Origin of the sequence: Thermocrinis ruber, from assembly GCF_000512735.1 — a bacterium.
In the GTDB taxonomy this organism is placed as follows: Bacteria; Aquificota; Aquificia; order Aquificales; family Aquificaceae; genus Thermocrinis; species Thermocrinis ruber.
Map to the genome: position 1 here is coordinate 584927 of NZ_CP007028.1, position 25554 is coordinate 610480.

General features: G+C 47.7%; 28 protein-coding genes and 2 tRNA genes. 10 read left to right on the plus strand and 20 right to left on the minus strand.

The window, feature by feature from the left end; translation table 11 throughout:
• Positions 1-45: 45 nt before the first annotated feature.
• Genes THERU_RS08675 through gltB form a run of 4 tightly spaced genes read right to left on the minus strand, consistent with a single transcriptional unit; the run spans position 46 to position 6551 of the window.
• Positions 46-219 (minus strand): uroporphyrinogen-III synthase, encoded by a 174-nt coding sequence (locus THERU_RS08675; protein WP_245565848.1) that lies wholly within the window; start codon positions 217-219, stop codon positions 46-48.
• On the minus strand, positions 216-875 hold the full coding sequence (gene aroD / locus THERU_RS03165) for a type I 3-dehydroquinate dehydratase (RefSeq protein ID WP_025305830.1): 660 nt from the start codon (positions 873-875) through the stop codon (positions 216-218). The genes THERU_RS08675 and aroD overlap by 4 nt, the downstream gene beginning before the upstream one ends.
• Positions 847-2064, minus strand: coding sequence for an argininosuccinate synthase (locus tag THERU_RS03170; protein ID WP_025305831.1), 1218 nt, complete (start codon positions 2062-2064; stop codon positions 847-849). The genes aroD and THERU_RS03170 overlap by 29 nt, the downstream gene beginning before the upstream one ends.
• Entirely contained in the window at positions 2061-6551 is a 4491-nt protein-coding gene (gene gltB / locus THERU_RS03175) for a glutamate synthase large subunit (protein ID WP_025305832.1), read from the minus strand. Before gltB ends, THERU_RS03170 begins: the two co-directional genes overlap by 4 nt.
• 50 nt (positions 6552-6601) lie before the next feature.
• On the opposite strand from gltB, the gene mog reads away from it, so the two are divergent.
• Positions 6602-7132: a molybdopterin adenylyltransferase gene (mog, locus tag THERU_RS03180; RefSeq protein ID WP_025305833.1), complete on the plus strand. Its 531-nt coding sequence runs from the start codon at positions 6602-6604 to the stop codon at positions 7130-7132.
• Here the strand turns inward: mog and THERU_RS03185 are convergent.
• Together THERU_RS03185 and THERU_RS03190 are read right to left on the minus strand one after the other, a co-directional pair.
• Positions 7123-7875, minus strand: a complete 753-nt coding sequence (locus tag THERU_RS03185) for an SAM hydrolase/SAM-dependent halogenase family protein (RefSeq protein ID WP_025305834.1) — start codon at positions 7873-7875, stop codon at positions 7123-7125. The genes mog and THERU_RS03185 overlap by 10 nt on opposite strands.
• Positions 7872-9110: an aspartate kinase gene (locus THERU_RS03190; RefSeq protein ID WP_025305835.1), complete on the minus strand. Its 1239-nt coding sequence runs from the start codon at positions 9108-9110 to the stop codon at positions 7872-7874. Before THERU_RS03190 ends, THERU_RS03185 begins: the two co-directional genes overlap by 4 nt.
• A gap of 45 nt (positions 9111-9155) precedes the next feature.
• Between THERU_RS03190 and THERU_RS03195 the strand changes: the two genes are divergently transcribed.
• Positions 9156-9245, plus strand: a tRNA-Ser gene (locus THERU_RS03195).
• Between the two features lies 1 nt (position 9246).
• Here the strand turns inward: THERU_RS03195 and THERU_RS03200 are convergent.
• Positions 9247-9534: a 2Fe-2S iron-sulfur cluster-binding protein gene (locus THERU_RS03200; protein ID WP_025305836.1), complete on the minus strand. Its 288-nt coding sequence runs from the start codon at positions 9532-9534 to the stop codon at positions 9247-9249.
• Between the two features lie 71 nt (positions 9535-9605).
• On the opposite strand from THERU_RS03200, the gene frr reads away from it, so the two are divergent.
• A complete protein-coding gene (gene frr / locus THERU_RS03205; RefSeq protein ID WP_025305837.1) occupies positions 9606-10148 on the plus strand; it encodes a ribosome recycling factor in 543 nt (180 codons plus the stop codon).
• Here frr and THERU_RS03210 read toward each other — a convergent pair.
• The 8 genes from THERU_RS03210 to THERU_RS03245 are packed head-to-tail and all read right to left on the minus strand — an operon-like array spanning position 10145 to position 16546.
• Positions 10145-11368: an ArnT family glycosyltransferase gene (locus THERU_RS03210; RefSeq protein ID WP_025305838.1), complete on the minus strand. Its 1224-nt coding sequence runs from the start codon at positions 11366-11368 to the stop codon at positions 10145-10147. The two genes, frr and THERU_RS03210, sit on opposite strands and share 4 nt — an antisense overlap.
• 6 nt (positions 11369-11374) lie before the next feature.
• The gene (gene lpxE, locus THERU_RS03215) at positions 11375-11881 is read right to left on the minus strand and encodes a lipid A 1-phosphatase LpxE (RefSeq protein ID WP_025305839.1); all 507 of its coding nucleotides are present in this window, start codon (positions 11879-11881) and stop codon (positions 11375-11377) included.
• Positions 11874-12437 (minus strand): acetolactate synthase small subunit, encoded by a 564-nt coding sequence (gene ilvN / locus THERU_RS03220; protein ID WP_051402150.1) that lies wholly within the window; start codon positions 12435-12437, stop codon positions 11874-11876. Before ilvN ends, lpxE begins: the two co-directional genes overlap by 8 nt.
• A complete protein-coding gene (surE, locus tag THERU_RS03225; RefSeq protein ID WP_025305841.1) occupies positions 12434-13204 on the minus strand; it encodes a 5'/3'-nucleotidase SurE in 771 nt (256 codons plus the stop codon). Before surE ends, ilvN begins: the two co-directional genes overlap by 4 nt.
• The gene (locus THERU_RS03230; RefSeq protein WP_025305842.1) at positions 13182-14459 is read right to left on the minus strand and encodes a cbb3-type cytochrome c oxidase subunit I; all 1278 of its coding nucleotides are present in this window, start codon (positions 14457-14459) and stop codon (positions 13182-13184) included. The genes surE and THERU_RS03230 overlap by 23 nt, the downstream gene beginning before the upstream one ends.
• 2 nt (positions 14460-14461) lie before the next feature.
• Complete coding sequence (cyoE, locus tag THERU_RS03235) at positions 14462-15316, minus strand: heme o synthase (RefSeq protein ID WP_245565849.1); 855 nt, start codon at positions 15314-15316, stop codon at positions 14462-14464.
• Between the two features lie 17 nt (positions 15317-15333).
• Positions 15334-16188 (minus strand): COX15/CtaA family protein, encoded by an 855-nt coding sequence (locus tag THERU_RS03240; RefSeq protein ID WP_025305844.1) that lies wholly within the window; start codon positions 16186-16188, stop codon positions 15334-15336.
• Between the two features lie 10 nt (positions 16189-16198).
• Positions 16199-16546 (minus strand): 6-pyruvoyl trahydropterin synthase family protein, encoded by a 348-nt coding sequence (locus THERU_RS03245; protein ID WP_025305845.1) that lies wholly within the window; start codon positions 16544-16546, stop codon positions 16199-16201.
• Positions 16547-16646: 100 nt separating this feature from the next.
• On the opposite strand from THERU_RS03245, the gene THERU_RS03250 reads away from it, so the two are divergent.
• From THERU_RS03250 to lpxB, 5 genes are read left to right on the plus strand one after another with little or no spacing between them, the layout of a single operon-like run.
• Positions 16647-17855, plus strand: a complete 1209-nt coding sequence (locus THERU_RS03250; protein WP_025305846.1) for a transketolase C-terminal domain-containing protein — start codon at positions 16647-16649, stop codon at positions 17853-17855.
• Complete coding sequence (locus THERU_RS03255; protein ID WP_025305847.1) at positions 17845-18705, plus strand: thiamine pyrophosphate-dependent enzyme; 861 nt, start codon at positions 17845-17847, stop codon at positions 18703-18705. The genes THERU_RS03250 and THERU_RS03255 overlap by 11 nt, the downstream gene beginning before the upstream one ends.
• Positions 18702-19415, plus strand: coding sequence for a 2-oxoacid:ferredoxin oxidoreductase subunit gamma family protein (locus THERU_RS03260; RefSeq protein WP_025305848.1), 714 nt, complete (start codon positions 18702-18704; stop codon positions 19413-19415). The genes THERU_RS03255 and THERU_RS03260 overlap by 4 nt, the downstream gene beginning before the upstream one ends.
• A 7-nt stretch (positions 19416-19422) precedes the next feature.
• Complete coding sequence (locus tag THERU_RS03265) at positions 19423-19839, plus strand: hypothetical protein (RefSeq protein WP_025305849.1); 417 nt, start codon at positions 19423-19425, stop codon at positions 19837-19839.
• The gene (gene lpxB / locus THERU_RS03270) at positions 19836-20921 is read left to right on the plus strand and encodes a lipid-A-disaccharide synthase (protein WP_025305850.1); all 1086 of its coding nucleotides are present in this window, start codon (positions 19836-19838) and stop codon (positions 20919-20921) included. The genes THERU_RS03265 and lpxB overlap by 4 nt, the downstream gene beginning before the upstream one ends.
• Here lpxB and THERU_RS03275 read toward each other — a convergent pair.
• Genes THERU_RS03275 through hfq form a run of 5 tightly spaced genes read right to left on the minus strand, consistent with a single transcriptional unit; the run spans position 20899 to position 24617 of the window.
• Entirely contained in the window at positions 20899-21849 is a 951-nt protein-coding gene (locus THERU_RS03275; RefSeq protein ID WP_342666008.1) for an RluA family pseudouridine synthase, read from the minus strand. The genes lpxB and THERU_RS03275 overlap by 23 nt on opposite strands.
• An 11-nt stretch (positions 21850-21860) precedes the next feature.
• A complete protein-coding gene (locus THERU_RS08590) occupies positions 21861-22022 on the minus strand; it encodes a hypothetical protein (RefSeq protein WP_169727085.1) in 162 nt (53 codons plus the stop codon).
• Positions 22000-23295, minus strand: a complete 1296-nt coding sequence (locus THERU_RS03280) for an adenylosuccinate synthase (protein ID WP_025305852.1) — start codon at positions 23293-23295, stop codon at positions 22000-22002. The genes THERU_RS08590 and THERU_RS03280 overlap by 23 nt, the downstream gene beginning before the upstream one ends.
• Positions 23292-24404: a GTPase HflX gene (gene hflX / locus THERU_RS03285; protein ID WP_025305853.1), complete on the minus strand. Its 1113-nt coding sequence runs from the start codon at positions 24402-24404 to the stop codon at positions 23292-23294. The genes THERU_RS03280 and hflX overlap by 4 nt, the downstream gene beginning before the upstream one ends.
• Positions 24405-24617, minus strand: a complete 213-nt coding sequence (hfq, locus tag THERU_RS03290) for an RNA chaperone Hfq (protein ID WP_038532390.1) — start codon at positions 24615-24617, stop codon at positions 24405-24407. It lies immediately after the preceding gene.
• A gap of 38 nt (positions 24618-24655) precedes the next feature.
• Here hfq and THERU_RS03295 point away from each other — a divergent pair.
• Positions 24656-24739: transfer RNA gene (locus THERU_RS03295), tRNA-Leu, on the plus strand.
• A 14-nt stretch (positions 24740-24753) separates the two neighbouring features.
• Positions 24754-25551 (plus strand): TIGR00282 family metallophosphoesterase, encoded by a 798-nt coding sequence (locus THERU_RS03300; protein WP_025305855.1) that lies wholly within the window; start codon positions 24754-24756, stop codon positions 25549-25551.
• Positions 25552-25554 lie beyond the last annotated feature (3 nt).

Genomic DNA, 25554 nt, shown 5'->3' on the forward strand with positions numbered 1-25554 from the left:
AAATTTTTTCTTTCCCTGTTAAAGAACACTTAGCGAAAAAGTACTTTACGCCTTTTGGCTCTGAAAGAGCACAAAATCAAAGGGACCTTCTGGCATATCAAAGTCCAAGGGCACATCCTGTATGAGGGGCAAAGCTATAACCTCAAAGCCCTCCTTTTCAAAGGGCTTTCTGTCCCTCTCTATATCGTCCTTCGAACGGGTAAGGAGAACCCTCTTCAAGGGTAAAACTCTCTTTTTAGTCTTACCATCTCCTCCAAGGAGAGCTGACCTTCTGCGGTGGCAGACCGGTAGAAGGCGTAGCTTATTACACTACCAAAAATGTATCCTGCCAAGCGGGAGATTTTTCCGTATTTACCCATAGCTATTATGATCTTTTCTCCCTCCTCCTTTTCGCAAAGGCACAAGAGCCTTGCGGTGTCCTGGTAGGAGTTGGCTTTTACCGCCACCTTTACTATGTCTGCAGACCATCTTCTGGCTTGCCTGAAGACCTCCCTCAAGATCCAATTGGCGGGTGTTAGCTCAAAATTGTGGTAGGAGATGATGAGTTTTTTCCCTGAGCCCTTCACTAAATCCCTCACAAAGGGGAGGAGGTCTTGGGAGGAAAGTTCAATGTCTGTGTAGTCTGAATGGGGGCAAGCCCTTTCAAAGAGCTCTCTCCTGTTTGGGACCTCTTTGCCACCCTCCTGCGGGCTCCTTATGGTCAGAATGGTCAAAAGACCTAAGGACTTTGCCTTTTGCAAACACCAAAGGACCTTATCCAGGCTTTTGTCCTCAAAGAGGTCTACCCTAACCTCTACCGCATCCGCACCTAAATCCTTTATAGCCTTTGCGTCCTCTTCAAAGTTTTTATCTGTCAGAGGAACCGCTATGAGCATTCTTTACCCTCCCAAGGACCTTTAGGGGAAGTCCAAAGACCTTTGTAAATTGGGCTCCCGCTTTGTGGTCAAAGGCATCCTTTTCTGAATAGGTTGCCAAATCTTCCACATACAAGGAGTTGGGCGATTTCCTTCCCACTACCTGTGCATGACCTTTGTACAGCTTGAGCCTTACGGTGCCATTAACAAACTGGGCTATGCTTTCTGTGAAAGCATCCAAGGCAGTCCTCAGGGGAGAAAACCAGAGGCCCTCATAGACGAGCTTGGCATATTCGTGGGGTATGTGGGTCAAAAAGTAGTGAAAGGTCCATCTGTCTGTGGTCAAAGAAAGAAGGTCTTGGTATGCTTTGTATAGAACCGTTGCCCCGGGCGCCTCATAAACCTCCCTGCTCTTTATACCTACAAGGCGGTTTTCTACCATGTCTATACGTCCCACACCGTGCCTTCCTGCAATCCGGTTCAAATCAAGGATCAGTTCGCTGAGCTTTTCGTAGGTTTTTCCGTTTAACTGGGTGGGAACTCCCTTTTCAAAGGTGATCTCCACATACTCAGGCTCGTTGGGGGCTTTCTCTGGGGATACGGTCCATTCAAAGGCGTCCTCGGGAGGCTCTGTCCATGGATCCTCCAAGGGTCCGCACTCTATGGAGATACCCCAAAGGTTCTTGTCTATGGAGTAGGGCTTATCCTTGGTAGCCTTAACGGGTATCTGATGACGTAGGGCATACTCCACCTCTTCCTCCCGAGATTTGAACTCCCACTCCCTCACCGGTGCCAAAACCTCTAAGTTTGGGTTCAGAGCCCAAACGGACAGCTCAAACCTCACCTGGTCGTTTCCCTTTCCTGTGGAGCCGTGGGCTACAAAGTCTGCCCCAAACTTTTCTGCATACTCCACCAGCTTTTTGGCAATGAGCGGTCTTGAGAGGGATGCAGTCAAAGGATACCTTCCCTCGTAGAGGGCTAAGGCCCTTAGGGTGGGCAAACAGTACTCCCTTGCAAATTCCTCCTTTAGGTCCTCCACTATGGCATCCACTGCCCCGGAAGCTTTAGCCTTCTGTGGGATCTCTGTGAGTTCCTCTCCCTGTCCCACGTCGGCGGTGTAGGTGATCACTTCGTAGCCCCTTTCCGATAGCCAACGCACTATTACGGAGGTGTCCAGCCCTCCCGAGTAAGCTAAGATAACCCTCTTCATGACTTTACCTCCACCTCGCAAACATCGGTAGCCCCAAAGGCATCCCTCTTGCAAGCCTCTAAGGGAACCACCTTGTAGAACTTCTCCGCAAACTCCTCAAAGTTTTCTAGGATATACTTTGCCCACTGGCTTTGGGTGTATTTGTAGTGCTTGTCTATCAGTTTCTTTAACTCCTCCTTTTCCGCCTCGGAGATGAGCCTTCTTGCCAACACATAGGAGGTGTTGATCTTCTTTGGCAATTCTGGGTCCAACACATAGGCATAGCCTCCGGTCATGCCCGCACCAAGGTTGTAGCCCACAGAACCAAGAACTACCACTATGCCCCCCGTCATGTACTCACAGCAGTGCATACCAGCTCCTTCCACAACTGCGATGGCTCCGCTGTTTCTTACTCCAAAGCGTTCTCCTGCCCTTCCCGCCGCAAAGAGTTCTCCGCCCGTTGCACCATAAAGGCATGTGTTGCCCATGATCACGTGGTTTTGAGTGTCCTCCACATCCAAAGGTTTTAGGACGATTCTTCCCCCATACATACCCTTGCCTACATAGTCGTTGGCATCGCCCAGAAGGGTCAAAGACATACCCCTGTGGTTAAAGGCACCAAAGCTCTGTCCTGCAGTGCCCACAAAGACCAAGTTTATGGTATCCTCCGGAAGCCCTTCATCCCTGTATTTTAGGGCTATGTAGTAGGCAAGGCGTGTGGGCACGCTCCTGTCTATGTTTCTTATGGTGTATTCTCTATGGACCTTCTGCCCTTTTTCTATGTAGGGAACAATTTCCTCCTCCAACTGCTTGGCTAAGGTGCTCCTGCGTGGGTTGTCGTTTCTTTCCACCAAACACCTGAGGGGCTTGTCCTTTGGATAGTCTTCCTTCAAAAACTCCTCAAGCTTTACACGCTTGGAGCCGGGTATGTGGTCAAAGCTAACAACCTCCAAAAGGTCCCGCCTTCCTATGATCTCATCCAGGCTTCTAAAGCCCATCTCCGCAAGGATCTCCCTTACCTCCCTTGCCACCGCCTTAAAGTAAGCCATCACATTTTCCACCTTGCCCTTGAATTTTTCCCTGTATTTGGGGTCTTGGGTGGCAACGCCCGTAGGACACTGATTTGTGTGGCACAACCTTGCCATTACGCATCCTTCCGCTATCATGGCAGCGGTGCCAAAGCCAAACTCTTCCGCACCCAAAAGGGCAGCAATGATCACATCTTTGCCCGTCCTCATGCCCCCATCCACCCTCACCCTTATCTTGTCCCTCAGGTTGTTTTCCATCAAAACCCTTTGGGTCTCCGCAAGTCCGATTTCCCAGTAGTTGCCCGCGTTCTTGATGGAGCTGTAGGGGCTTGCACCAGTGCCACCCTCCGCACCGCTAACTTGGACTATATCTGCGTATGCCTTGGCTACTCCCGCTGCAACTGTGCCCACTCCCGTTTCTGCCACAAGCTTTACGCACACCTTGGCTTGGGGGTTTGCCTCCTTTAGGTCGTTTATGAGCTGTGCCAAGTCCTCTATGGAGTAAATGTCGTGGTGGGGTGGGGGAGATATTAGGGTTATACCCGGTTGGGCATGCCTGAGCTTTGCGATGTATTCGCTGACCTTGTGCCCGGGCAGTTGCCCACCTTCTCCGGGCTTTGCCCCTTGGGCGATCTTGATCTCCAAATCCTTGGCGGATGCCAAGTAGGTGGGCGTTACTCCAAACCTACCGGACGCCACCTGCTTTATGGCAGAGTTCTTTATGGTCCAGTATCTTGCTGGGTCCTCTCCACCCTCTCCCGAGTTGCTCTTCATACCGAGCCTGTTGCAAGCCTCCGCCAAAACCTCGTGGGCTTCTGGAGAGAGGGCTCCCAAGGACATGCCACCAGTGACGAACCTCTTTAGAATGCTCTCTTCGGGCTCCACCTCCTCCAAGGGAATGGGTTGGTCTGCCTTTTTGTAAGTTAGAAGGTGTCTTATAAAGGTTGGTCTTTCTTCGTTGGCGATCCTTGAAAATTCTTTGTAATCCTGATAGTCTTTTGTTTCCAAGAACTTATGAAGTGCTCTTACCACAAAGGGAGACCAAGCGTGCCACTCTCCACCCTTGCGGAACTTCATATGCCCCCCATAGTCAAGCTGAGGCTGATCCACCTCGTATCCCGCATCGTGTCTTATCAGCAAGCTCTCTTGCACTTCAAAGATGCCATCTGCCTCCAGGGTAACGGGCGTGCCCGGGAAGTATTCTTCCACAAAATCTTTATTTAGGCAAACCGTGTCAAAGATCTTTGCACCCTGATAGGAGTTGAGGGTGGATATGCCCATCTTGGACATGATCTTCAAAAGCCCATCCTCCAAAGCCTTCTTGTAGTTAAGGATTGCCTTTTCAAAGGGCTGTTTGATCTCTCCCTTTTGGCAAAGGTCCTTTATGGTTTGGTATGCCAAGTATGGATACACTGCGGACGCACCGTAGCCTATCAAACAGGCTATATGATGAGTGTCCCTTGCCTCTCCCGTTTCTACTATTATGGAGACCTTGTTGGAAAGCTGTCTTTCCGCTAACCATTTAAAGACTGCAGAGACCGCCAAAAGGCTTGGTACCGCCAAACGGTATTTATTTATGTTCCTGTCTGAAAGCACCACGATCTCCGCACCCTCGCGCACTGCGGACTCCACCCTTCTGCACACAATCTCCACACCCAGCCTCAGGTCGCATATGCTAACACCCTCATACATGGCGTCGTACAAAATGTCCGTGATCCGACGCTCACCTGCCAGATCCTGAAGCTCCACAACGCAGTAGCTTCTTTCCTTGGGATAGGTCATGGGTATCCAGGCAACCTTAAAGTCCTTCTGCTCAAGGATAGCCTTAAACTCCTCTGGTAGTAAAATGGGACTCTCTATTTGAAGCCTTTTTGCGTGTTCTGGAGTTTCCTTGAGAAAGTTCCTCTTGTAGCCCAGGTTCATACGCAAGGACATTACAGCCCTTTCCCTTATTGGGTCTATGGGTGGGTTGGTAACCTGGGCAAACCTCTGCTTGAAGTATCTAAACAAAAGCACGGGCTTCTCAGAAAGTGGTGGTATGGGCGTGTCGTCTCCCATAGAGAACGTCAGCTCCTTTCCCTCCTCCGCCATGTAGGAAAGAACATTCTTTATCTCCTCCTGTGTGTAGCCAAAGGCTACTTGCTTTCTTATAAGATCTTTGTCCTCTTCTATGTCAATGGCTTGATCTTTAACAAAGTCCTTTAGCCTTTTGAGGTGTTTTTCGAGCCACTCGCCGTAGGGCTTTTGGTCTGCAAGCCTTTTAAGTATTTCCTCTGTCTTTTCTATCTTTCCCTCTTTAGGGTTAACCAAAAGGGTGTCTCCGGGACCGAGCCTTCCTTTTTCCTTGATCTTTCTCCCAGAGAGGTCTATCATTCCCACCTCGGAGCCAAGCACCAGTACGTTGTCCTCGGTAAGGATGTAGCGGGAGGGTCTAAGACCGTTTCTGTCCAAGTGGGCACCGATCACCTCCCCATCGGTGAAGGCAATGGCGGCGGGTCCATCCCAGGGCTTCATCAAAAGGGACTGATACTCAAAGAACTGAATAACCTCCTTTGGTAGCCAAGGCACAGACTCCCAGGCGGGTGGGATGAGCATATTGATAGCATGCTCGGGTGAATAACCCGCCAAAACCAAAAGCTCAAAGACCCTGTCCAGAGAGGCAGAGTCGCTTTCATCGTAAGAGACCAAAGGTTTTACAAGCTTTATACGTTCTCCAAATAGTTCGTGTTCAAGCTCGTGTTGAATTGCAAGCATCCAGTTTCTGTTTCCCAAAAGGGTGTTTATCTCGCCGTTATGGGCAAGGTATCTAAAGGGCTGTGCCAAGTTCCAGTTGGGAAAGGTGTTGGTGGAATATCTTTGGTGAAAGAGGCAAAACCAAGAGGTTAGCCTTTCGTCCAGAAGCTCCGGATAAAACACATCCAACTGAGGAGCCACAAGCATCCCTTTATATACCAGCTTCCTGGAAGACAAAGAGGCAAAGTAAAGCTTGTTGCCAAGCTTCCTGTCTGTTTCTATGGACCTTCTCAAAAGGTAAAGCTCCAGTTCCCTGAGGGAGGGTTCCACCTTCTCGCAATCCAAAAGGAGGTGAAAGATCTTTGGCATAACCTTTAGGGCGGACTCTCCCACCGCAGACTTATCCACAGGCACCTCCCTCCAGCCCACAAGCTTGAAGGGAGACTTTTTGATGTGCTCCTCCACCGCGGAGCGCACGTCTTCATAAAGAAAGACCGCACCCACAGCCAGATTGTCCAAGGAGCTTATGGAGAGTCCCTTTTCCTCTATGTAATCTGCAAAGAATTTCCTTGGAATTTCCAGCATAATACCCGCACCGTCTCCAGTTTTACCGTCTCCACCCACTGCACCCCGGTGGGTGAGGTTTTTGACCGCCTCTATGCCCCACCTAACTATCTGATGGCTTCTTTCACCCTTTGTGTGGCATACAAATCCAACTCCGCATGCATCATATTCCCACACCGTCATCGCACACTCCTTTAAAAAAAGAGTATAATATTTTAAACTTACACTTTAAGATGGAAAAGGCGAAGTTTGGCGTACTAACAGTGTCAGACAGGGCAAGCAGAGGAGAGTACGAAGACATAAGCGGAAAGTACATAATAGAGTATCTCCACGAGGTGGTCTCTTCGCCCTTTGAGGTCGTTTATCGCATAGTCCCAGACGAGAGGGAGCTTATAGAGGGTGCCCTTATACACATGGCGGATGTGGAAGGGTGCTGTTTGATACTTACCACCGGTGGCACTGGACCCGCACCAAGGGATGTGACGCCGGAGGCTACTGAAGCAGTCTGTCAAAAAATGCTTCCGGGCTTTGGTGAGCTGATGAGACAGGTATCCCTACAGCAGGTCCCCACCGCCATCCTCTCAAGGCAGACTGCGGGCATCCGAAACTCTACCCTGATCATAAACCTTCCCGGAAGGCCCCAGTCTATAAAACTGTGCCTTGATGCGGTATTCCCTGCAGTTCCCTACTGCATAGAACTCATTGGCGGTCCGTACATAACCACCTATGAACATCGCCTGAAAGCCTTCAGACCTCAGAAGTAAAAGACAACCCTTTCCCCCAACTCTAAGTTAAAAAGCTCTCTGGCACTTGCCAGTGGAACAAAAAGTTCCATGTAGCCAAAGCTACCGCACAGACTGTTTAGTTTCCCCCTCTCCCCCGCCAAAAAGTGGCTAACTACCTTTATTTCCTCTCCTCTGAAGACAGCCTTGGAGCAGCGTGCGCATGGCACGTTGGTTATAGCGTTTCCGTATCTGTCAAAGTAGGTAAGCTTTCCCTCCACTCTGTCCTCAAACTCCACCGCCTTCTCCCACTTGAGCAAAAACTCGTATTCTATTTTCCTGCCCACCAACTCCAAAGGCACACCCTTTGAGAGGTAGCCGCAGACTGGTGCAAACACATCCCTCCCATGAAAGGTTTCGTTGACCCTTGGCAGGGTAAAGTTTTCAATCAGCCTACACTCTATAGGTTTTTTTATGTCCTCCAAGGCAAGGTCAAAGAGACCGTTCATAGGACCTACAAAAAAGTAATCGTCACAACGGACAGCTACCGCCTTCCTTTGGGAGCCAACCCCCGGGTCCACCACGCCAAGAAATATACTACCCTTCGGAAAATACCTGTAGTGTGCCTTCAACACAAGGGCACCTTCTGTTATATTAAAAGGTTCTATGTGGTGGGTGAGGTCTACAAACTTCAGAGAGGGATTTATGGAGAGCATTACCCCCTTTAAAACACCTACAAAGCCATCCTTTTCGCCAAAATCTGTTAGCAGGACTACCAAGCTCAACTGTTTATAACCTGCACCTTTTCCCCTTCTTCTATAAAGGCAGAGTGTAGCTCTCTAACCGCCAGCTCTCCGTATTTTTCCTCTATGAGGCACGAGATCTTTATCTCGGATGTGGATATAGCCATTATGTTTATGTTGTTTCTGTAAAGCACCTCAAACATCTTTGCAGCGGTGCCATAGGAGCTCTTCATGCCTATGCCCACCACAGAGACCTTTGCCACGTGGTCGTCCCTCTCCACACCTTCTGCGCCTATCTCCTTTGCCACCCTTCTGACGATTTCCTCCGCCTTGTCCGCATCAGCCTTATTTACCGTAAAGGACAGATCCGTGTAGCCTTGATGGGACACGTTCTGAACGATCATATCCACCACTATGTGAGCATCCCCAAGGGCTTTAAAAATGCTGTAGGCTATGCCCGGTCTGTCGGGCACCCTAACCACCGTAAAACGGGACTCCTTTGTGTCCAAGGTTATAGCCCTAACCTCCACCTTCTCCATGACTTCCTCCTCCGGTACTATCCATGTTCCTTCCTCTTCAGAAAAGGAGCTTCTAACATGTATTCTAACACCGTACCTCATGGCAAACTCAATACTCCTTGCCTGCATTACCTTTGCCCCAAGGGAAGCCATTTCCAACATCTCTTCGTAGGATATGTAGGGAATCTTTCTAGGTTTGGCAACAATCCTTGGGTCTGCGGTAAAGACACCGGGCACATCGGTGTATATCTCACAGTCGCAGTTTAGGGCGTACGCCAATGCTACCGCAGAAAGGTCAGAACCACCTCTACCGAGGGTGGTGATCTCCCAATCCTCCGAGACCCCCTGAAAACCCGCCACCACCACCGTGTATCCCTCATCAAGAAGATTCTTAATCCTCTGAATGCCGATCTTCTTTATTCTTGCCTTGGTGTGCACCTTATCGGTGATTATGGGAACTTGCCATCCGCAGAGGCTAACCGCAGGCACCCCTAGCTTGTTTAAGGTGAGGGCAAAGAGAGCTATAGCTTGCTGTTCCCCGGTGCTTATGAGCATATCCACCTCTCTCTCTGAGGGAAAACGGTCTATTTGCTTGGCTAAGTTTATAAGCCTGTCCGTTTCACCCGCCATAGCAGAAGAAACCACCACTACCCTATAGCCCTCCTGTAGTCTCTTTATCACCCGCCTTGCAGCGTTCTCTATTCTTTCCAAACTTCCCACCGATGTTCCGCCAAATTTCATCACCAAAGTTTTGCTCATAGGACTTTTATTTTAAATGAAGAAGGGTTATAATATTCTTCGTTAGGAGAGGTGGCCGAGAGGCCGAAGGCGGCTCCTTGCTAAGGAGTTGTAGGGTTTACAGCCCTACCGCGGGTTCGAATCCCGCCCTCTCCGTTTAATCCGTTTCAAGCTCTATCTCGCAACCTTCCTTTTCTATGACCAGCTGACAGGTTAGCCTCCTGTTCTCTTCGTATTCGCCGATCCTCCAGAGGGTTTCCTCCTCCGTCTCCGACGGCTCCGCAAGACACTCCAAGCCCTTCTTCACAGTGCATACGCACACACCACACTGTCCGTCGGTGCATCCAAACTCTACGCCTGCCTTTTCTATCTCGTGGTGCAGTTCTCCAAACCTAACACCCGCTGGAATCTCAAAAGTCTTATTGTTAATCTTTACCTTAGCCATAGGGAAATTTTATACCCATTTTAGCAAGGCATAGATGATTACCATCAAGAAAAATGCTATAATCATTAAACATGATGGAGGAGATTTTCAAAAGCACAGAAGAGGATATGAAAAAGGCGGTTCAGTACTTCAAGAATGAAATAGCGGGCTTAAGAACAGGAAGGGCGAGCACCGCTTTAGTGGAGGAGATTAAGGTAGATTATTACGGCTCAAAGGTTCCCATAAAACAGTTGGCTTCTATCAGTGTCCCGGAGGCAAACCAAATAGTCCTGCAGGTTTGGGACAAGGGAGCGGTGGACCTGGTGGAAAAGGCAATAATAGAAAACTTAAACATAACACCCCAAAAGCAAGGAAACGTCCTAAGGCTAACTCTACCACCTCTAACTGAGGAGAGAAGAAGAGAGTTGGTGCGCATGCTCCATAAGATGGCGGAAGAGGCGAGGGTGGCGGTCAGAAACATAAGGAGGGACGCAAAGGAGCTAATAGAGGATCAGGAGGGCGTCTCTGAGGACGAAATAAAGAGGGCTTTGGAAAGACTCCAAAAGCTAACGGACAAATACATAGAGGAAATAAACCAGTTAACGGAAGCCAAAGAAAAGGAGATCCTTGGCTAAGGCTCACACATGTAAAGTCTGTAGTTGCCGTCAAACTCCCTTGCCTTCAAAATTTCCCTGCATTCCCTTATGTCCTCTTTGCTTATGAGCATTGCCCTGTGGTTGGGAACATGGTCTATCTTCGGCACACATCTTTTCAAATAAAAGGGAATGGAGGATATCTCGGCTCCTCTGTAGAAATATACGGGTCCGTCAAAATCCTTTAGAAAGGGCAGTGCCTTCCTTTGAAACCGGTTTTCTTCATAAAAATACACACCCATACTTAAACCTAATAGGAAAACAGTGGCTATCACCAAAACCCTCTTTATGTAATCCATAGAAAGCTGGTAAGCGAAGGCTATGGAGAGGGCAGGATAAGAAAAGATTATGTAGTGGTGCAGTTTGTTTTTGGCAAGGCTGAAAAAAACAACCACAAACACAGCCCAAAGCAAGAAGGGAAGGATTTTTGGCTCCTTTTTAAAGAACTTTGGAATGGCCGGAAGGTAGAAAATGAAGGCAACGGCAAGAACGATAAGATAGTAATAAAAGGGGTAAGAATGGATGATAGTTTGCCCTGTGTATCTCATTATGTTTTCATAAATGAAAAACTTTTGAAAGTATGCCCAGCCAAAGTTGTAGAGCATGAGATAATACCAGCTTCCTCCCACCAACAAGAAAAGGAGGACGCCCTTTAATTGAAGAAATGCAAGATCCCTTCTGAGGATCAAGTAAGCACCCAGAGGTAAAAACACGCCCACCGGTCCTTTGGTTAAAAAGGCAAAGGCTAAAAAGAGCCATCCCAAGGTGGTTCTGTTAGTTAAGAAAAAGTAAAGACCTCCCAGCATAAAAAAGTTAAGAAGCATCTCGGGGACAAAAGCCCTTGACTCCACCCACACGTGGGGCAAGGTAGCAAGCACCAAAAAGGATTTAAGGGCAGTTTCCCTGTCAAAGAAAAGCTTTGCCATAAGATATGTGAAAATTCCCACACCAAAGGCAGAAAGCCCGGAGACCAACCTAAGGGAGAACTCGTTCAATCCAAAGAGCTTGGCAAAGACCAATCCAAAATAGTAAAGCATGGGTGGTTTTTCAAAACGCACCTGACAGTTGTAGTAGGGCACTAAAAAGTCTTTGGAGCTTAGCATGTTTAAAACCGCTGAGGCGTTCCTACCCTCATCCAAAGAGGTCAGCCCCAAAAACCAATTGCCAAAGATGAAAAAGAAGAGACCAAACAAAAACCACATAACCCCTTATGCAAGGCGTAGGGCAATCAAGAAGGAGAAGATGCCTATGAGGGCTCCCGCAAAAACATCAAGGGGAAAGTGTGCTCCCACATATACTCTACCGTAGGCTATCAGTAAAGCATAGACCAAAAAGACAAAACCCAACTTTGGATTGAGCCAGAGGAAAAAACTAGCCAAGGCAAAGGCCATTGCACTATCCCCCGAGGGGAAGGAGCTCAGATGCAAAGGCTCCAAAAGATAAACATCCTCTAAAAGGGTTGCGGGTCTTGGTTGTTTGGTGAGTTTCTTTAAAACCTCCACCAAAACGGTGGATATGCCCATGGTGTATAAAAACACCTTAAGGCTTGCCTTTTGAAAAATAAACAAACCGATAAAAATCGGGATTAAAACCCAACCTTTGCCCAAAAGGTAGAATTTGGAAAAGAACGCATCCAAAAGGGGATGCCTGTTGTGGTTTATGAGATAAAAAAGCTCTCTGTTAAGATAAAAGTTCTCAAAGACAACCCTAAACACCTTCCCTCTCCAGGGCAACCTTTCCAGTCCTTGCCATCTCCTTTATGCCAAAGGGTCTGACCAATTCCACAAAGGCGTTTATCTTGTCTTCATCTCCCGTGATCTCCACCGTGTAGGTATCTGGAGAGACGTCCACGATCTTGCCCCTAAAGATCTCTGTAAGTCTGAGAACCTCATCCCTTGCCCTTGGAGTGGCGGTATATACCTTTATCAGGGCAAGCTCCCTCTCCACATGGGGGCTATCTGTTAGGTCTCTAACCTTTATGGTATCTATGAGCTTTCTTAACTGTTTTACCACCTGCTCTATTACCACATCGTCCCCTATTACCTCTATGGTCATCAAAGAAAAGCCTTTCTCGTGAGTCTCTCCCACCGACAATCCCTCTATGTTGTATCCCTTGCCCGCTATGAGGGTTGCGATCCGGGCGAGAACTCCAAGCTCGTTGCGCACGAGCACAGATATTATGTGCCTCCTTGTCTCTCCCTTCCTTACTTCCCTCAGCAGCGGTGCCTTTATGGCAGACAGCTCGTTCTTTCCACCCACCGTATCACTCATTTTTCCACCTCTGTAGTAAATTTTAAACGCTTTTTAAGTATCTCCATAGCCCTGTAGTTGGTTAAGTCCAGTTGCAAGGGTGTTATGGACACGTAGCCATGATAAACAGCCCAATAGTCAGTACCCTCCTCCAAGTGCCATCCAAACTCAGTGGCGGTGATCCAGTAAAGGGGCTTTTTGCCCGGATCAAGGAGTTTTAAAACCTTTTCTTTGTATGCCCTCCTGCCCTGTTTGGTGATCAAAAAGCCCTTTATTTGGTCTTGGGGCAAATCGGGAATATTCACGTTCAAGTATGTGTCTTCGGGCATACCCTTTTCTAAAACCTCTATAACTACCTTTTTTGCCACCTTTGCAATCTCTGAAAAATTCTTACTCTCTCCTCCAAAGGCGGAGAAGGCTATGGAGGGTATTCCGAGAATTCGGCCTTCCATGGCACCGGAGACAGTGCCCGAGTAAGTTATGTCCTCGCCCAAGTTGGGACCCTCGTTTATACCCGAGCATACCATGTCTGGCTTTTTACCATCAAGCAAAACGTAGTAGCCCAAATGTACGCAATCTGCGGGAGTTCCACCTATAACCGTCCAAAAGTCCTCATCTACCCTCCTGATCCTCAAGGGCATGCTGAAGGTCAAAGAGTGTCCCACACCGCTGAGATTTCTATCAGGGGCAATCGTTATAACCCTTCCAAGACTCTTTAGCTCTTCCCTCAGGGCCCTTATACCCTCAGAAAAGTATCCATCGTCGTTAGTTAGCAGAAATACTGGCATGTCTACCCTTGAGGCTGATCCTTAGCATGGAGATAACAAAGATAACGCCACCGATGACTGCAAACACAGTACCCACCATCATCAAACCCAGGGACAAAAGCACAAAGGGGTCGTCGGTAAAGCCTGTGCCGTAGGTCTTCCTTGGGGCACCCTTAAAGCCCGCAAAGTAAAGTCCCAGAACAAAGAGCACCATACCAAAGCCATACATGAAAAGCTGAAACCTTGCCACCTTTGGAAAATCCTTTACCCAACCATACTCCTTTACCAAGTGGTAGGAGATACCCATTAGGGCTAAGGTCAGGCTAGTTACCGCGCCATGGTAGTGGGCGGGAACCCTAAGGTCTGACTTCAACCCTGCGTAGGCGATAAGGATTCCAAGAAAGTAAAGGAGCATAGAAAGCCAAAGAGTAATGGAATAAACAGAGTAGTTAAAGACAAGTCTTCTCAGGATGTTAAAGGCGTGTAAAAAGATAGGAATGCCAAGTCCTATGGCGTAGGATATCTCAGTGAAAACCTTTGCAGACCTTGAGACGGGGTCTTCAAAGATCACAGGCACAAGTACCAAAAGTACTGAAAAGAAAAGAAAGGAAAGGTTCGCATATCTCAAGAGTTTTAGCTCGTGCTCAACTCCCAAGAGTTTTGCTAAGAAGTACCACGAAAATAGTAAAACTGCACCGTTCAGAAACTGATGGATGTGTCCAGGTGCCCAATAGAGCCTTTCGTAGAAGAGGTAAAGCTCCGAATGACTACCCGTTTTAGGTATGGAAGTCAGGGTTGCCAAAAGCATCATAAGGGCTAAGACTACGCTTGCGCTCAAGCTGTTTATCGTCGGGTCCTTGGAGAATAAGTTCTTTATGGCTAAATCAAGCCTAACAATGCTCGCAAGCCAGAAGCCCGAAAAGAAGAGTATAGCACCTGCAAAAAAGAGGGGATGGTCTATGGTAGGAAGGTAATTGTTGGAGACCGCGGTACCCTTGCCGGAGAGGGAAATAAGGGCTATGCCCAAGAAACCTAAAAGGACAAGATAGAAGCTAATGGGATCCCTCTTTGGTATGATCCTGTTCCAAAGAAGCATAGTAAAGGTGAGCAAAAAGACCACAATAGCCAAGTCTACATGTCCCACCAAGGCATGGTAAAAGTATCCGGGAGGGAAGAGTTTATAAAGAATTGGCGTGCGTGCCAGCGCCACCAAAAAAGCCAGAAGACCACCGAGACCCAAAGAGACAATAGAAAGTAAAAAGAGCGGTCTTTCCATCACTATCTCCTCATATCAAAGACCATAATGGTAAATAGAAGGGCCAAGTATAAGATTGAGTAGAAAAACAAAAAGCCACCCTTTGGCTCCTTTGAAGAAACAAACTTCAAGGTTAGGGCTAAATAGATCAAGCTCAGCAGTGATGCGGACAAAAAGTATATTTCACCAGCCATACCGTAAAAGTAGGGCAGAAGGCTTACGGGCAAAAGCCCAGCGGTGTACAGAAGGGTTCTAACCTTTGTATGCTCTATACCTCTTACAACAGGCATGGTGGGAATGCCAGCCACTTTGTAATCTTGGGCGTACTTTATAGCCAAAACCCAAAAGTGAGGAGGTTGCCATATGAACATGATCAGAAAGAGGATGAGAGGTTCAAGGCTCAGGCTTCCAGTAACCGCAGTATAGCCTATAACCGGGGGCATTGCACCGGCAACACCCCCTATTTCCGTAGCCAAGGGGCTCTTTCTTTTAAGGCTAAGGGTATATACGGAAATATAAAAAAAAGACGCCAAGGCGGTAAAGAAGGTGGCTATAGGGTTTGTAAAGAAGAACATGATCAGGAAGGAGAGGGAAAGTAGAGATACTCCAAACCAAAAGGCGTGGGATGGTGCCACACTGCCAAGGGGAAGAGGTCTTGATTTAGTGCGTTCCATCAGGGCGTCAATGTCCCTATCAAAGTATTGGTTCAGAACTGCAGAGCCCGCAGAAGCCAAACCGGTGCCAAGCAAAGTCCAAAAAACAAGCTCCACCGGAGGCATACCCCTCTGGGCAAAATACATACCCGTTAGGGTAGTTATTAGCACCAAAAGAACAATACCCGGCTTCGTAAGGAGTATGTAATCCTTCAGAGAAGCCATTTTAACTAAAGTCTTTACTACCATGCGGTCCTCAGGTTAGGTTGTGGTTCTCCTAACTTTAGGTGATAAGTTAGCCAAGCAAAGAGGAAAAAGCCGGAGGCGGTGTCAAGAAAAACCAAAGGAAGGAAGAAACCGCTCAAAACCATGGAGATGGCAAAGACAAACTGAAGGTTTATCAAAGCAAAGGTGTAGAGGGCAAGCCGACTCCTTGAAACTACCAAGTAAAGCAGGAAAGCTAACCAGGTTAAGTAAGCAAGGTTCCTATGGATAAATTGCAGGGCAATTTGCCAGTTGGAAAGGTCTGGGATCAGGGCACCTGCACATGTGGGCCACTCGTGACCGCAAGCCTCGCCAGAGCCCGTGTATCTGACCAACACACCCGTGATCATTGTTGCAAGGGCAAAGGTATAAGCCCAAAGGGGAATACCATCACCAGTAGGCTTGTCTTTTTGAATGAACCTGTAAGTTAGCACAAGGGAGCCTAGGATGAGCATAGACTCGTATATGTGAAAGGATTCCAAGAGCATATGGCTAACGTATTTAAGGTTGGGAGCTTCCGATTTTATCATCTTCATGCCTGTAAGGGCAGCGCTTACAGTAAAAAGCAAAGCCAAAGCGGAGGTAAGCCTGGGCAATCCTTTGAAGTGCTTCCAAACATAGATAAAGGTCAAGAGCACAAAGAGCCCCGCAATGCTACTGACCGTTCTGTGTCCCATTTCCAACTTGGCTGAGGTCTCTTTTGGTAGGCTAAAATCTCCGTAGCAAAGGGGCCAACTGGGACACGCCAAACCCGAGTCCGTGCTCCTTACCACCCCTCCCCAAATCATTACTATATAGGTGAAAAGTATGGCAAAGCCTAAGATTATTCGCATAGCTTTAAAATTATACCTCAAAGTATTCTGCGCCACAGTCCTCTGTTTCCCAAACCACCACCTTTTGGACGGTCGGGTATCTTTCTTTAACCCTTTCGTAGAGCCATTTTGCCACATTCTCCGCACTGGGAGAAAAGTCAAACACCTCGTTCAACAGTTTGTAATCTGGAAGGATTTCATCAAGAAACTTAGAGATCTCCACAAAGTCCTCACCCATACCGCCCTCGTCCAAGGTGTGCACCTTTAAAAAGACCTCCACCGCCCAGGTGTGACCGTGCAGAGGTTCTGGCTTTCCGTGGTAGTTGGTCAAAAAGTGTGCTGCGTTAAACTTCTTTTTAACTCTCAACAGCCAAGGCATGCCTTTTATTTTATATCCTAAACAAAGCTGAGTAAAATCATAATGAAAATCCGCTCTTAAAATACATTTAACTTAAATTTTTTAGGAAAGGAGGTGCAATATGGCACAAGTTTCTACAGAGAAGGTTATATACAACAGGGCAGGCCAAAGGGTGGTTTCACCCGACTATTTACTTTTTGAAGCCCCGAGGACCAAGCATTTTATGACCGGTTCCGAAGCGGTCAAAGAGGCAGTCAAAAGGTCCTCTGTGGATGCATCCGTTTCTTATCCCATAACTCCCCAGTCTGAGGCGGCGCACCTGATTGGTGAACTGTGGGTAGAGGGCTATGTGGGCGTCTATTTCAGGGGTGAGTCCGAGTTTGGCGTTATGTCTGAAATAGCAGGATGTGCTATGGCTGGGGCAAGGTGTATAACCACTACCTCCGGACCAGGGACCCTCAGGGCAATGGAAAACTTCCCCATGTGGGCTGGTACCAGGATTCCCGTTCAGTTGGTTTTAATGGCAAGAGGTATAAACTCTCCACTTTCTATACAGCCTGACAACTTGGAGGTTTCTTTCCTTCTGGATACAGGATGCATGATCTGGTATGCAGAAAACGCCCAAGACCTCTTTGATATGATCATAGCGGGCTTTGTGGTGGCAGAAAAGCCCGAAGTCCATGTTCCAGTCATCACCGTAGTAGACGGCTTTTTTGTTTCCCACACCAGAGAGGCTGTGATGTTGCCTCCAGATGATATAGCTTTGCCTCCCTACGATCCATACAAGGCTCCAATGCCGGTCATAGACGCAGAAGTTCCTCCCGGAAGGTTCCTCAGGGACCCCTTTGTTATGAAATCCAACTATATCTCTTACGCCACGCATGCCAGCTGGCAGTTTGAAGTAAGGGCTGCCATAGAAAGGTCCAGACCTTACGCAAAGCACTACCTCAGAGGTCTCATAGAGGAGTTTGGAGATCCAGAGGCGGAAATTGTGTTTGTTGCCTGTGGAACCGCCGCAGCCCAGTCCAAGGAGGCGGTAAGGCTTCTTGAGGATGAAGGAATAAAGGCAAAGGTGGTAAAGCTAAAAACCATAAGACCTTTCCCCGTTGAGGAGCTAATAAACGCCACAAAGAACGCCAAGACAATCTTTGTGCCCGAGTTCAACGTGGTTGGATGGCTGGAGAGGGAGGTCAGAAGGTATCTTTACAAACGTTCCGACGCGGATATAATTGGAACCCCAAGGGTGGCAGGCGGTATGACAATGCCTCCTGAAGTAATAGTTAAAGAAGTCTTAAAAATACTTGGAAAGGAGGTAAAGCATGTCATATAAGATCTATCAAGTAAACGAAGCACTTAGAGAATTTGTTCCAAAAGAAATAATAGACCTTGAGGAGAAGGCAACCTGGGGCAATCCCAAAAGGGGTGTTATGGACCTGCCTTACGCCAAGGAACTTATAGAGGAGCACTCCCTGTGTGCAGGTTGTCCCGAGTCAATGGCTTTTAGGTATATCCTTGCATCCCTTCCCGCACCCGAGGACACTATAATCGTCAATTCCACCGGTTGCACCTCTTTGGTGTTCCCACACATAGCCCTTCATACTGTTCATTCTCTCTTTGGAAACCAAAACGCAGTGGCAAGCGGTATAAAGAGGGTCCTTGAGTGGAGATTTCCAGAAAAGGTAAAGGATGTGATCGTTTTGGCTGGCGACGGTGCTATTGTAGACATAGGTCTTGACTGTACACTGCAGTCCTTCTTCAGACAGGAAAAGATCACCACCATATGCTTTGACAATGAGGTTTATGCAAACACAGGAGGTCAGGAGAGCGGTTCTACCGTCAAAGGGCATGTCTTTAAGATGGCCCCCAAGGGCAAGCAGTTTGAAAAGGTTCCAATGTGGCAGTTGGCAATAGACTCTGGTTGCCACTACGTGGCAAGGCTAACCGTATCTTCTCCTAAGAGGGTAGAGCAGGTAGTCAAAAAGGCTATATATGTAGCAAGGGAAGTGGGACCCACTTACATACACCTTTATACCCCTTGCATACTTGAGATAGGTTTGAACTCCGACGATGGCTTGGAGGAAGCAAGGGCAAGGGACAAAGAAAGGTTCGCCTTCTTTGAGTATGCAACCCCAGAAGCCCAAGAGGTTATAAACCGCAAGAAAGAGGAGGGATTGTTATGATGAGAAAAAGATTAAACATACGGATGCCTGCTTTGGGCGGTCAGGGTGCGGTTACCGCCGCCCATATAATAGCCACCGCAGCGGACTATGAAGGATACTATGCGGTCTCAAACCCCTTCTTTGGTGCAGAAAAGAGGATGGCACCCGCCGAGAGCTACGCCCGTATTGCCATAGAGCCCATCTTTGATAGAGGAGAGGTAGTCTATCCAGACATTATACTGGTCTTCCACCCGCAGGTGATCACCATGGGTAAATCCTACACCATGCCCTTTTACTCTGGTATAAAAAGGAACGGTCTGATCATCATAAACTCAGAAGAAGACCTTCTCACCGAGGAGGACAAGGAGTACCTGGAGAGCTTGGAGGTAAAGGTTTTGAACTTCAACGCCACCAAGTTCGCCATAGACATAGCGGGTACTGAGCTTGCCACCAACATGGCTATGATTGGAGCCCTCTTTGGTGCCATAGGTGTGGTGAGCGTGGAAGCCATAGAGGAAGGTATAAAATCCAGGTTCCTCAAAAAGTTTGTGGCATCTGGTGGAACTGCATCCTTGGACTCTGCCTTGGAAAGGAAGTTCAAAAAGAAATTAGAGCTCATACAAAAGAATTTGGACACCGCAAAGGCAGCCTATGAAATGGCTCAAAGATGGGCTCAGGAGCAGGGACTTGAACCATTCCTGCCACCACCGCCAAAGAAGGCTTTAGTATAATAGGTTTATGCCCATAGAGGAGAGCTACAAAGAGCAGGCCCTTGAGAAGGTCCAAAGGTTAGGAAAGGTCCTTGAGGAGGAACTGCAGAATCTTTTAAAGGAAGTGGAAGAGGAAGACCTTGACTTTGGCGTAAGTGCAAGCCTCTCCGGTGGCCTGCTCTCTTCCCTTTGGAAAGAGTGCGTAGAAGACAACAACTACATGGAAGTTTCCTTTGTGGAAGTTATGGAGCACCACGATGGCACCTATCTGAAGGCAACCTTTAGAAATTCAACGCAAAATTACACCGCAGAGCGTTATGTTAGCGTTAGAAGTTCCGGGAGAGTGGAGATAAGCTACGCCTTTTTTGTGGAGAGGGACCGCGTGGTGGGCAGAGTGGAAAGGGAGCCAGATGGTAATTTTAAGGTCTTTTTAAAGGCTAAATGAAAGTTTTTGTTTCTGTGGCGGAAAGATCTGCCAGCAACTACCTGCAGGCTATATTCAAAGACTTTGTCTCGGTGGAATTTTTCGGCTTAACCGATGAAAACTTAGAAGCCCTTGGTTTTAAAAGCATTGCAAGGTACGAAGACATCTCCGTAGTAGGCATATGGGAAGCCATTCCAAAAATTCCAAAGGTTTTAAGGCTTTACTCCAAGATAGAGAGCCTTGCAAAGGATATGGATGCCTTTATCCTATGCGATGCACCAGCCTTTAACATTCCCCTTTTAAAAAGAATAAGGGACAAAGTAAAGAAGGTCATATACTTTATATCCCCTCAAGTTTGGGCTTGGAGGGAAAGTAGGGCGGAGGTGATCTCAAAGCTCACAGACTACCTTGTGGTTATCCTACCCTTTGAGGTGGAGTTTTACAAAAAGTACGGAAAGGAGGCCCTGTTTGTGGGACATCCCCTCACCGATTTAGCCAAACCCACACTGCCAGAGGAAAAGGTAAAGGGTTTGGTAGAGTGGGAAGATTACTTGGTGATCCTGCCCGGTAGTCGTTGGAGTGAGATAAAAAATCACGGCGAGTATATCAAAAGGGCTTACAGGGTCCTGTATGAAAAAACCAAACTGCCCGCGGTTATTCCCACCTTTGAACCCTTCAGAAGAAAGCTAGAACAGCTTTTTAAAGGTCTGCCCGTGAAGGTTTTTACACCCTTGGACTTAGAAAAGCCAAACTACAACCTTTCCTTTTATGCCAAGTTTGGGCTTGTGGCAAGCGGGACTGCAGAGCTGGAGCTTAGCCTTTTGGAAGTTCCCCATGTGGTCTTTTATCGGGTTAATCCTATTACCTATTGGGTGGGTAAAAGGTTGGCAAAGGTTTCCCACATAGCCCTAACCAACTTAATACTAAAGGAGGGTGTGATCCCGGAGGTAGTTCAAAGACCGTGGCAAGAGCTTGTATCTGTGGCCCTCAACATAGACGCTCAAAGGCAAAGGGAAGCCTTTGCAAGGTTAAAGACTGAACTGGGTGGAGAGGGTAGTATAAACCGCCTCAGGGCACTCTTTAAGAAGCTCTTAAGTAGTTGAGCACTTTACTGAAGGGTTCCACATCCTTCACTTCAAACTCAAGCCATTTATTATCTACCGGATGGAAAAAGCCAAGTTTGTAGCTCAAAAGCATGTGGCAGTTTCCCATCAACTCAAGGATTTCCTTTGAGACGCTCGCCGGTTTAAAACCGTAAGTTCTGTCTCCCAGTATGGGATGCCCAAGGGCAGAAACATGCACCCTGATTTGATGAGTTCTTCCCGTGTGGAGTCTCACCTCAAGAAGGGTGGCATTGTGTTTGGGAAACCTTTCCTTTACGAAAAACTCACTCTTGGCATACTTTCCGCCTTCCACTATCGCAAATTTTTTCCTGTCTATGGGATGCCTTCCTATGCTACTTTCCACCACTTTGTGTTCCCAGCTTACTATCCCTTGAACTATTGCCCTGTAAAGCTTAAAGACTTTTCTCTCTTTGAACTGCTCCGCCAAACTTCTGTGCACTTGGTCGCTCTTTGCCACCACCATAAGCCCCATGGTATCCTTGTCCAACCTGTGGACTATCCCCGGTCTTTCTACACCACCGATGGAAGAAAGGTCTTTTACATGATAAAGAAGGGCATTCACAAGGGTTCCAGTAGTATAACCGGGCGAAGGATGCACAACCATACCACAGGGCTTGACAACCACCAAAAGATGGGCATCCTCATAGACTATCCTTATGGGAATGTTTTCGGGAGGGATCTCCAAGGGCTCGGGCTCTGGCACCAAGAGTAAAACTTTTTCCCCCCGCTTTAGCCTTTTTGAAGGTTTCGTGATAACTTGGTTTTCCACCAAAACGTACCCCTCCTCTATTAGCCTTTGCAGATAGCTTCTTGAAAAGTCCGGATAAGCCCTTGCCAAAAATCTGTCCAAACGATCTTCTTCTTCCACAAGAAATTCAAGGATTTCTTGGATACTTCTTTTCTTCAAATCAGCTATCACTACGTTTTTTCTTCTTCCACCTCAAGCTTCAAAACCACCTCCTTTGGCTCCTCCTCCAGCTTGAGGCTCTTCAAAAAGCCAAGGACCACGTTGTAAAGAGCCCTCTTTGGGAAGTCCTTAAGCTTTACCTCCTTTCCATTAACCAATATTTGCACCTTCATAGCTCTCTTCCTTAAGCCAGATGTATTTATCCTTTTCTGGACTCGTGGATAGCATGACCACAGGCACACCCACGTACTCTTGGATAAAGTTTATGTAATCCCAAGCTTTTTTTGGGATCTCTCTTCTATCCACCACGCCGTAAGTGCTTTCTTTCCAGCCTTCAAAGCTTTTGTACACGGGCTTGACCTTTTCCAAGAGTGTAAGGCTGGCAGGGAAGTTCTCTATTATTCTATCCTCCAGCTGGTACGCAACGCAGACCTTTATCTCATCAAAGGCATCCAAAACATCCAGCTTTGTAAGGATTATACCATCCAAGCCGTTTAGCCTGACCGCATGCTTTAGGGCCACCAAGTCCAACCAACCACACCTTCTTGGTCTTCCGGTGGTGGAACCGTACTCACCACCCCTTTCCCTCAACAACTCCCCTGTGGAGTCCTTCAGCTCGGTGGGAAAGGGACCCTCTCCTACCCTTGTGGCATAAGCCTTGGAAACTCCGTAGAATTTGGCGTTGGAGAAAAACTTTGGTGGTAGTCCCGTTCCCGCAGAGAGCCCCAAAGCGGAGGAGTTGGAGGAGGTCACGTAAGGGTACGTTCCAATATCCACATCCAAAAGGGTTCCCTGGGCACCTTCAAAGAGGATGCCTTCTCGCTTTTCAAGGAGATACTGGGATGTGTCTATTACACAGTCTTTGACCTCCTCAAAGTTTTCAAGGCTACGATCCACCACCTCTTCTATCTTCAGTTCAAAGTCCTCGCAGTAGACCTTCTTACAGAGCTCTTCCACAAACTCCAAGTTGTCCTTTACCAAAGAGTAAAATCGGTCCTTATCCCAAAGGTCGCAGACCCTTATGCCCTTCCTTGCATACTTTAGCATGTAAGCAGGACCTATGCCCCTCAAAGTGGTGCCGATTTTCCCTTTTCTCTCCAGAAGAGAATCCAAAATCTTGTGATAAGGAAACACCAGGTGTGCCCTGTCGCTTATGAATAGCCTGTCCCTTACCCTTAGCCCCTTACTCTCTATATCTTTGATCTCCTTTACCAAGAGCTCCAAATCAACCACCATACCTTGGGCTATGACGCCCACCGTGTGAGGATGCAGTATGCCCGTGGGTAGCAGGTGCAGGATAAACTTTTCTCCATTTATTACTACCGTGTGCCCTGCGTTGCTACCCCCTTGGTAGCGCACCACCACCTCGTAATTTTCCGAAAGCAAAGCAACCACCTTTCCCTTTCCTTCATCGCCCCACTGGGCACCTAAAATTACCAAGTTCATAGGCTCGCTCCCGCCAGTTCTTCTACCTTTTCCCTTATTGCCTTTAAAAGTTCTCCAAGCCCCCACCCAAGCTTGCTGGATACTACCACACACCTACCCTCCAAAAAGGCAGGCTCCGTCAAAAGCTTTATGTCCTCCTCCTTGCTTACCACCTTGTCCGCCTTGTTAAAGACGTATATGGTGGGTTTGTCATCTGCGGAAAGCTCCTTAAGAATGCCCTGCACCACTTTTACCTTTTCCAACCACTTTGGGTCCGAGATGTCTATCACATGCAAAAGTATGTCCGCCTCTTGGACCTCCTCCAAGGTTGCCTTAAAGGACTCTATAAGCTCTGGGGGTAGCTTTCTTATGAACCCTACCGTGTCTGTAATGAGGATTTTGATGTCTGGGAAAAGGAATTTGGCGGAGGTTTTTGTGTCTAAGGTGGCAAAGGGCATGTCTTGTATGTAGGTTTCCCTTCCCGTCAAAGCCTGCATTAGACTGGATTTTCCCACGTTGGTGTAGCCTACCAGGGCAACCTTAACCACCTTTGTATCTCCGAGTGGTCTTTCTCTGCGTTTCCTCTGCTCCCTTCTCTGTCTTTTTACTTCTTCAAGCTCCTTTTTTATCTGCTCTATCTTTCTCTTTATTGCCCTTCTTTTGATCTCCACCTCTTGCTCACCGGGACCCCTTGTACCCACTTTACCACCCAGACGGGAGAGCTCTTTTCCCCTTCCATAAAGTCTTGGAAGTTCATGGGTGAGCCTTGCCAGTTCCACCTGAAGCTTGGCGGTCTTGCTCCTTACCCTTCTTGAGAAGATCTCAAGCACCAAGTCCGCCCTGTCAAAGACCTTTACCTTTAGAAGTTCCTCTAAGTTCGCCACCTGGGAGGGAGACAGGAAGCTGTCAAAGACCACGCAGTCCGCACCGGTTCCACTGATAATTTCCTTTAGCTCCTGAGCCTTTCCCGCGCCTATGTAATACCTTGGGTCCGGAGAATGCCTTCTTTGATAGATGTAGCCCAGAACTTTACCACCTACAGCCCTTACCAACTCCTTTAGTTCCTCTAAATATTCCCTAAACTCTTCTTTTGTTTCTGAGGAAAGAAGAAATACCAGTATTGCTTTCATTCACCCACCGACTACTATGGTGCTTATGGCGTGTTTGTAAATCAAGTTTGGCTCTCCTTCCACTTCCAAAAGCACCGTGTATTTGTCGTGGTCAATGATCTTACCGGTTATTCTGTTTCCCCTTGTTAAAAAAACCGTCACGGTGGCGTTCTTTCTCTTCAGTTCTTCAATAAACTCGTCCTGCACGTTGCCGTTTTTTTCGATCGGAATCATCTTTGCCTCCTGCTTAATATAATATAATACAAGGTAGAGCGGGTGTGGCGGAATTGGCAGACGCGCGGGACTCAGGATCCCGTGGGCTTACGCCCGTGAGGGTTCAACTCCCTCCACCCGCATTATAATAGCCTTCATGAAATTCCTGATCGTAGGAGACATAATAGGAAAACCCGGAAGAAAAGCCCTCAAGTACTACACCATATCCAGCCCAGGTACCTTTGATGTGCTGGTGGTTAATGTGGAGAACTCCGCAGGAGGCTTTGGCATAAACAGAAAGGTTTATGAGGAGCTAAAAGCCATCGGTGTGGATGTGATGACTTCCGGCAACCACATATGGGACAAAAAGGAAGTTTTGGAGTTTGTAAACACACCTGACCTTTTGAGACCTGCCAACTACCCAGAGGGAGTACCGGGAAGGGGCTATGGCATTTACGAGAAGAAGGGTGTAAAGTTTGCGGTGATAAACCTTATGGGAAGGGTCTTTATGGACCCAAACTTAGAAAATCCCTTTTCAACCTTTGACAGGATATACGAGGAAATAAGAGAAGAAACGCCTATAATTCTGGTGGATTTTCACGCGGAGGCAACCTCCGAGAAGACCGCCTTTGGCATATACGTAGACGGAAGGGCAAGTTTAGTTTATGGAACTCACACCCATGTGCCCACCGCAGACCAGGTCATACTAAAGAGGGGCACAGGCTATGTTAGCGACGTGGGCATGTCTGGATGCTGGTATTCTGCCATAGGTATGAAGTCGGAGGATGTGATAAGGAAATTCCTTACAGGACTGCCCCAGAGGTTTGAGGTGGAAGAAAAAGAGGATGTGGTCTTTAACGGCATTTTGGCGGAGATAGATGAGAGCTCGGGCAAATGCTTGCGCATAGAAAGGGTTCAAAAATACATCACCCGGGAGGAGTTCAAGGAATTATAATTT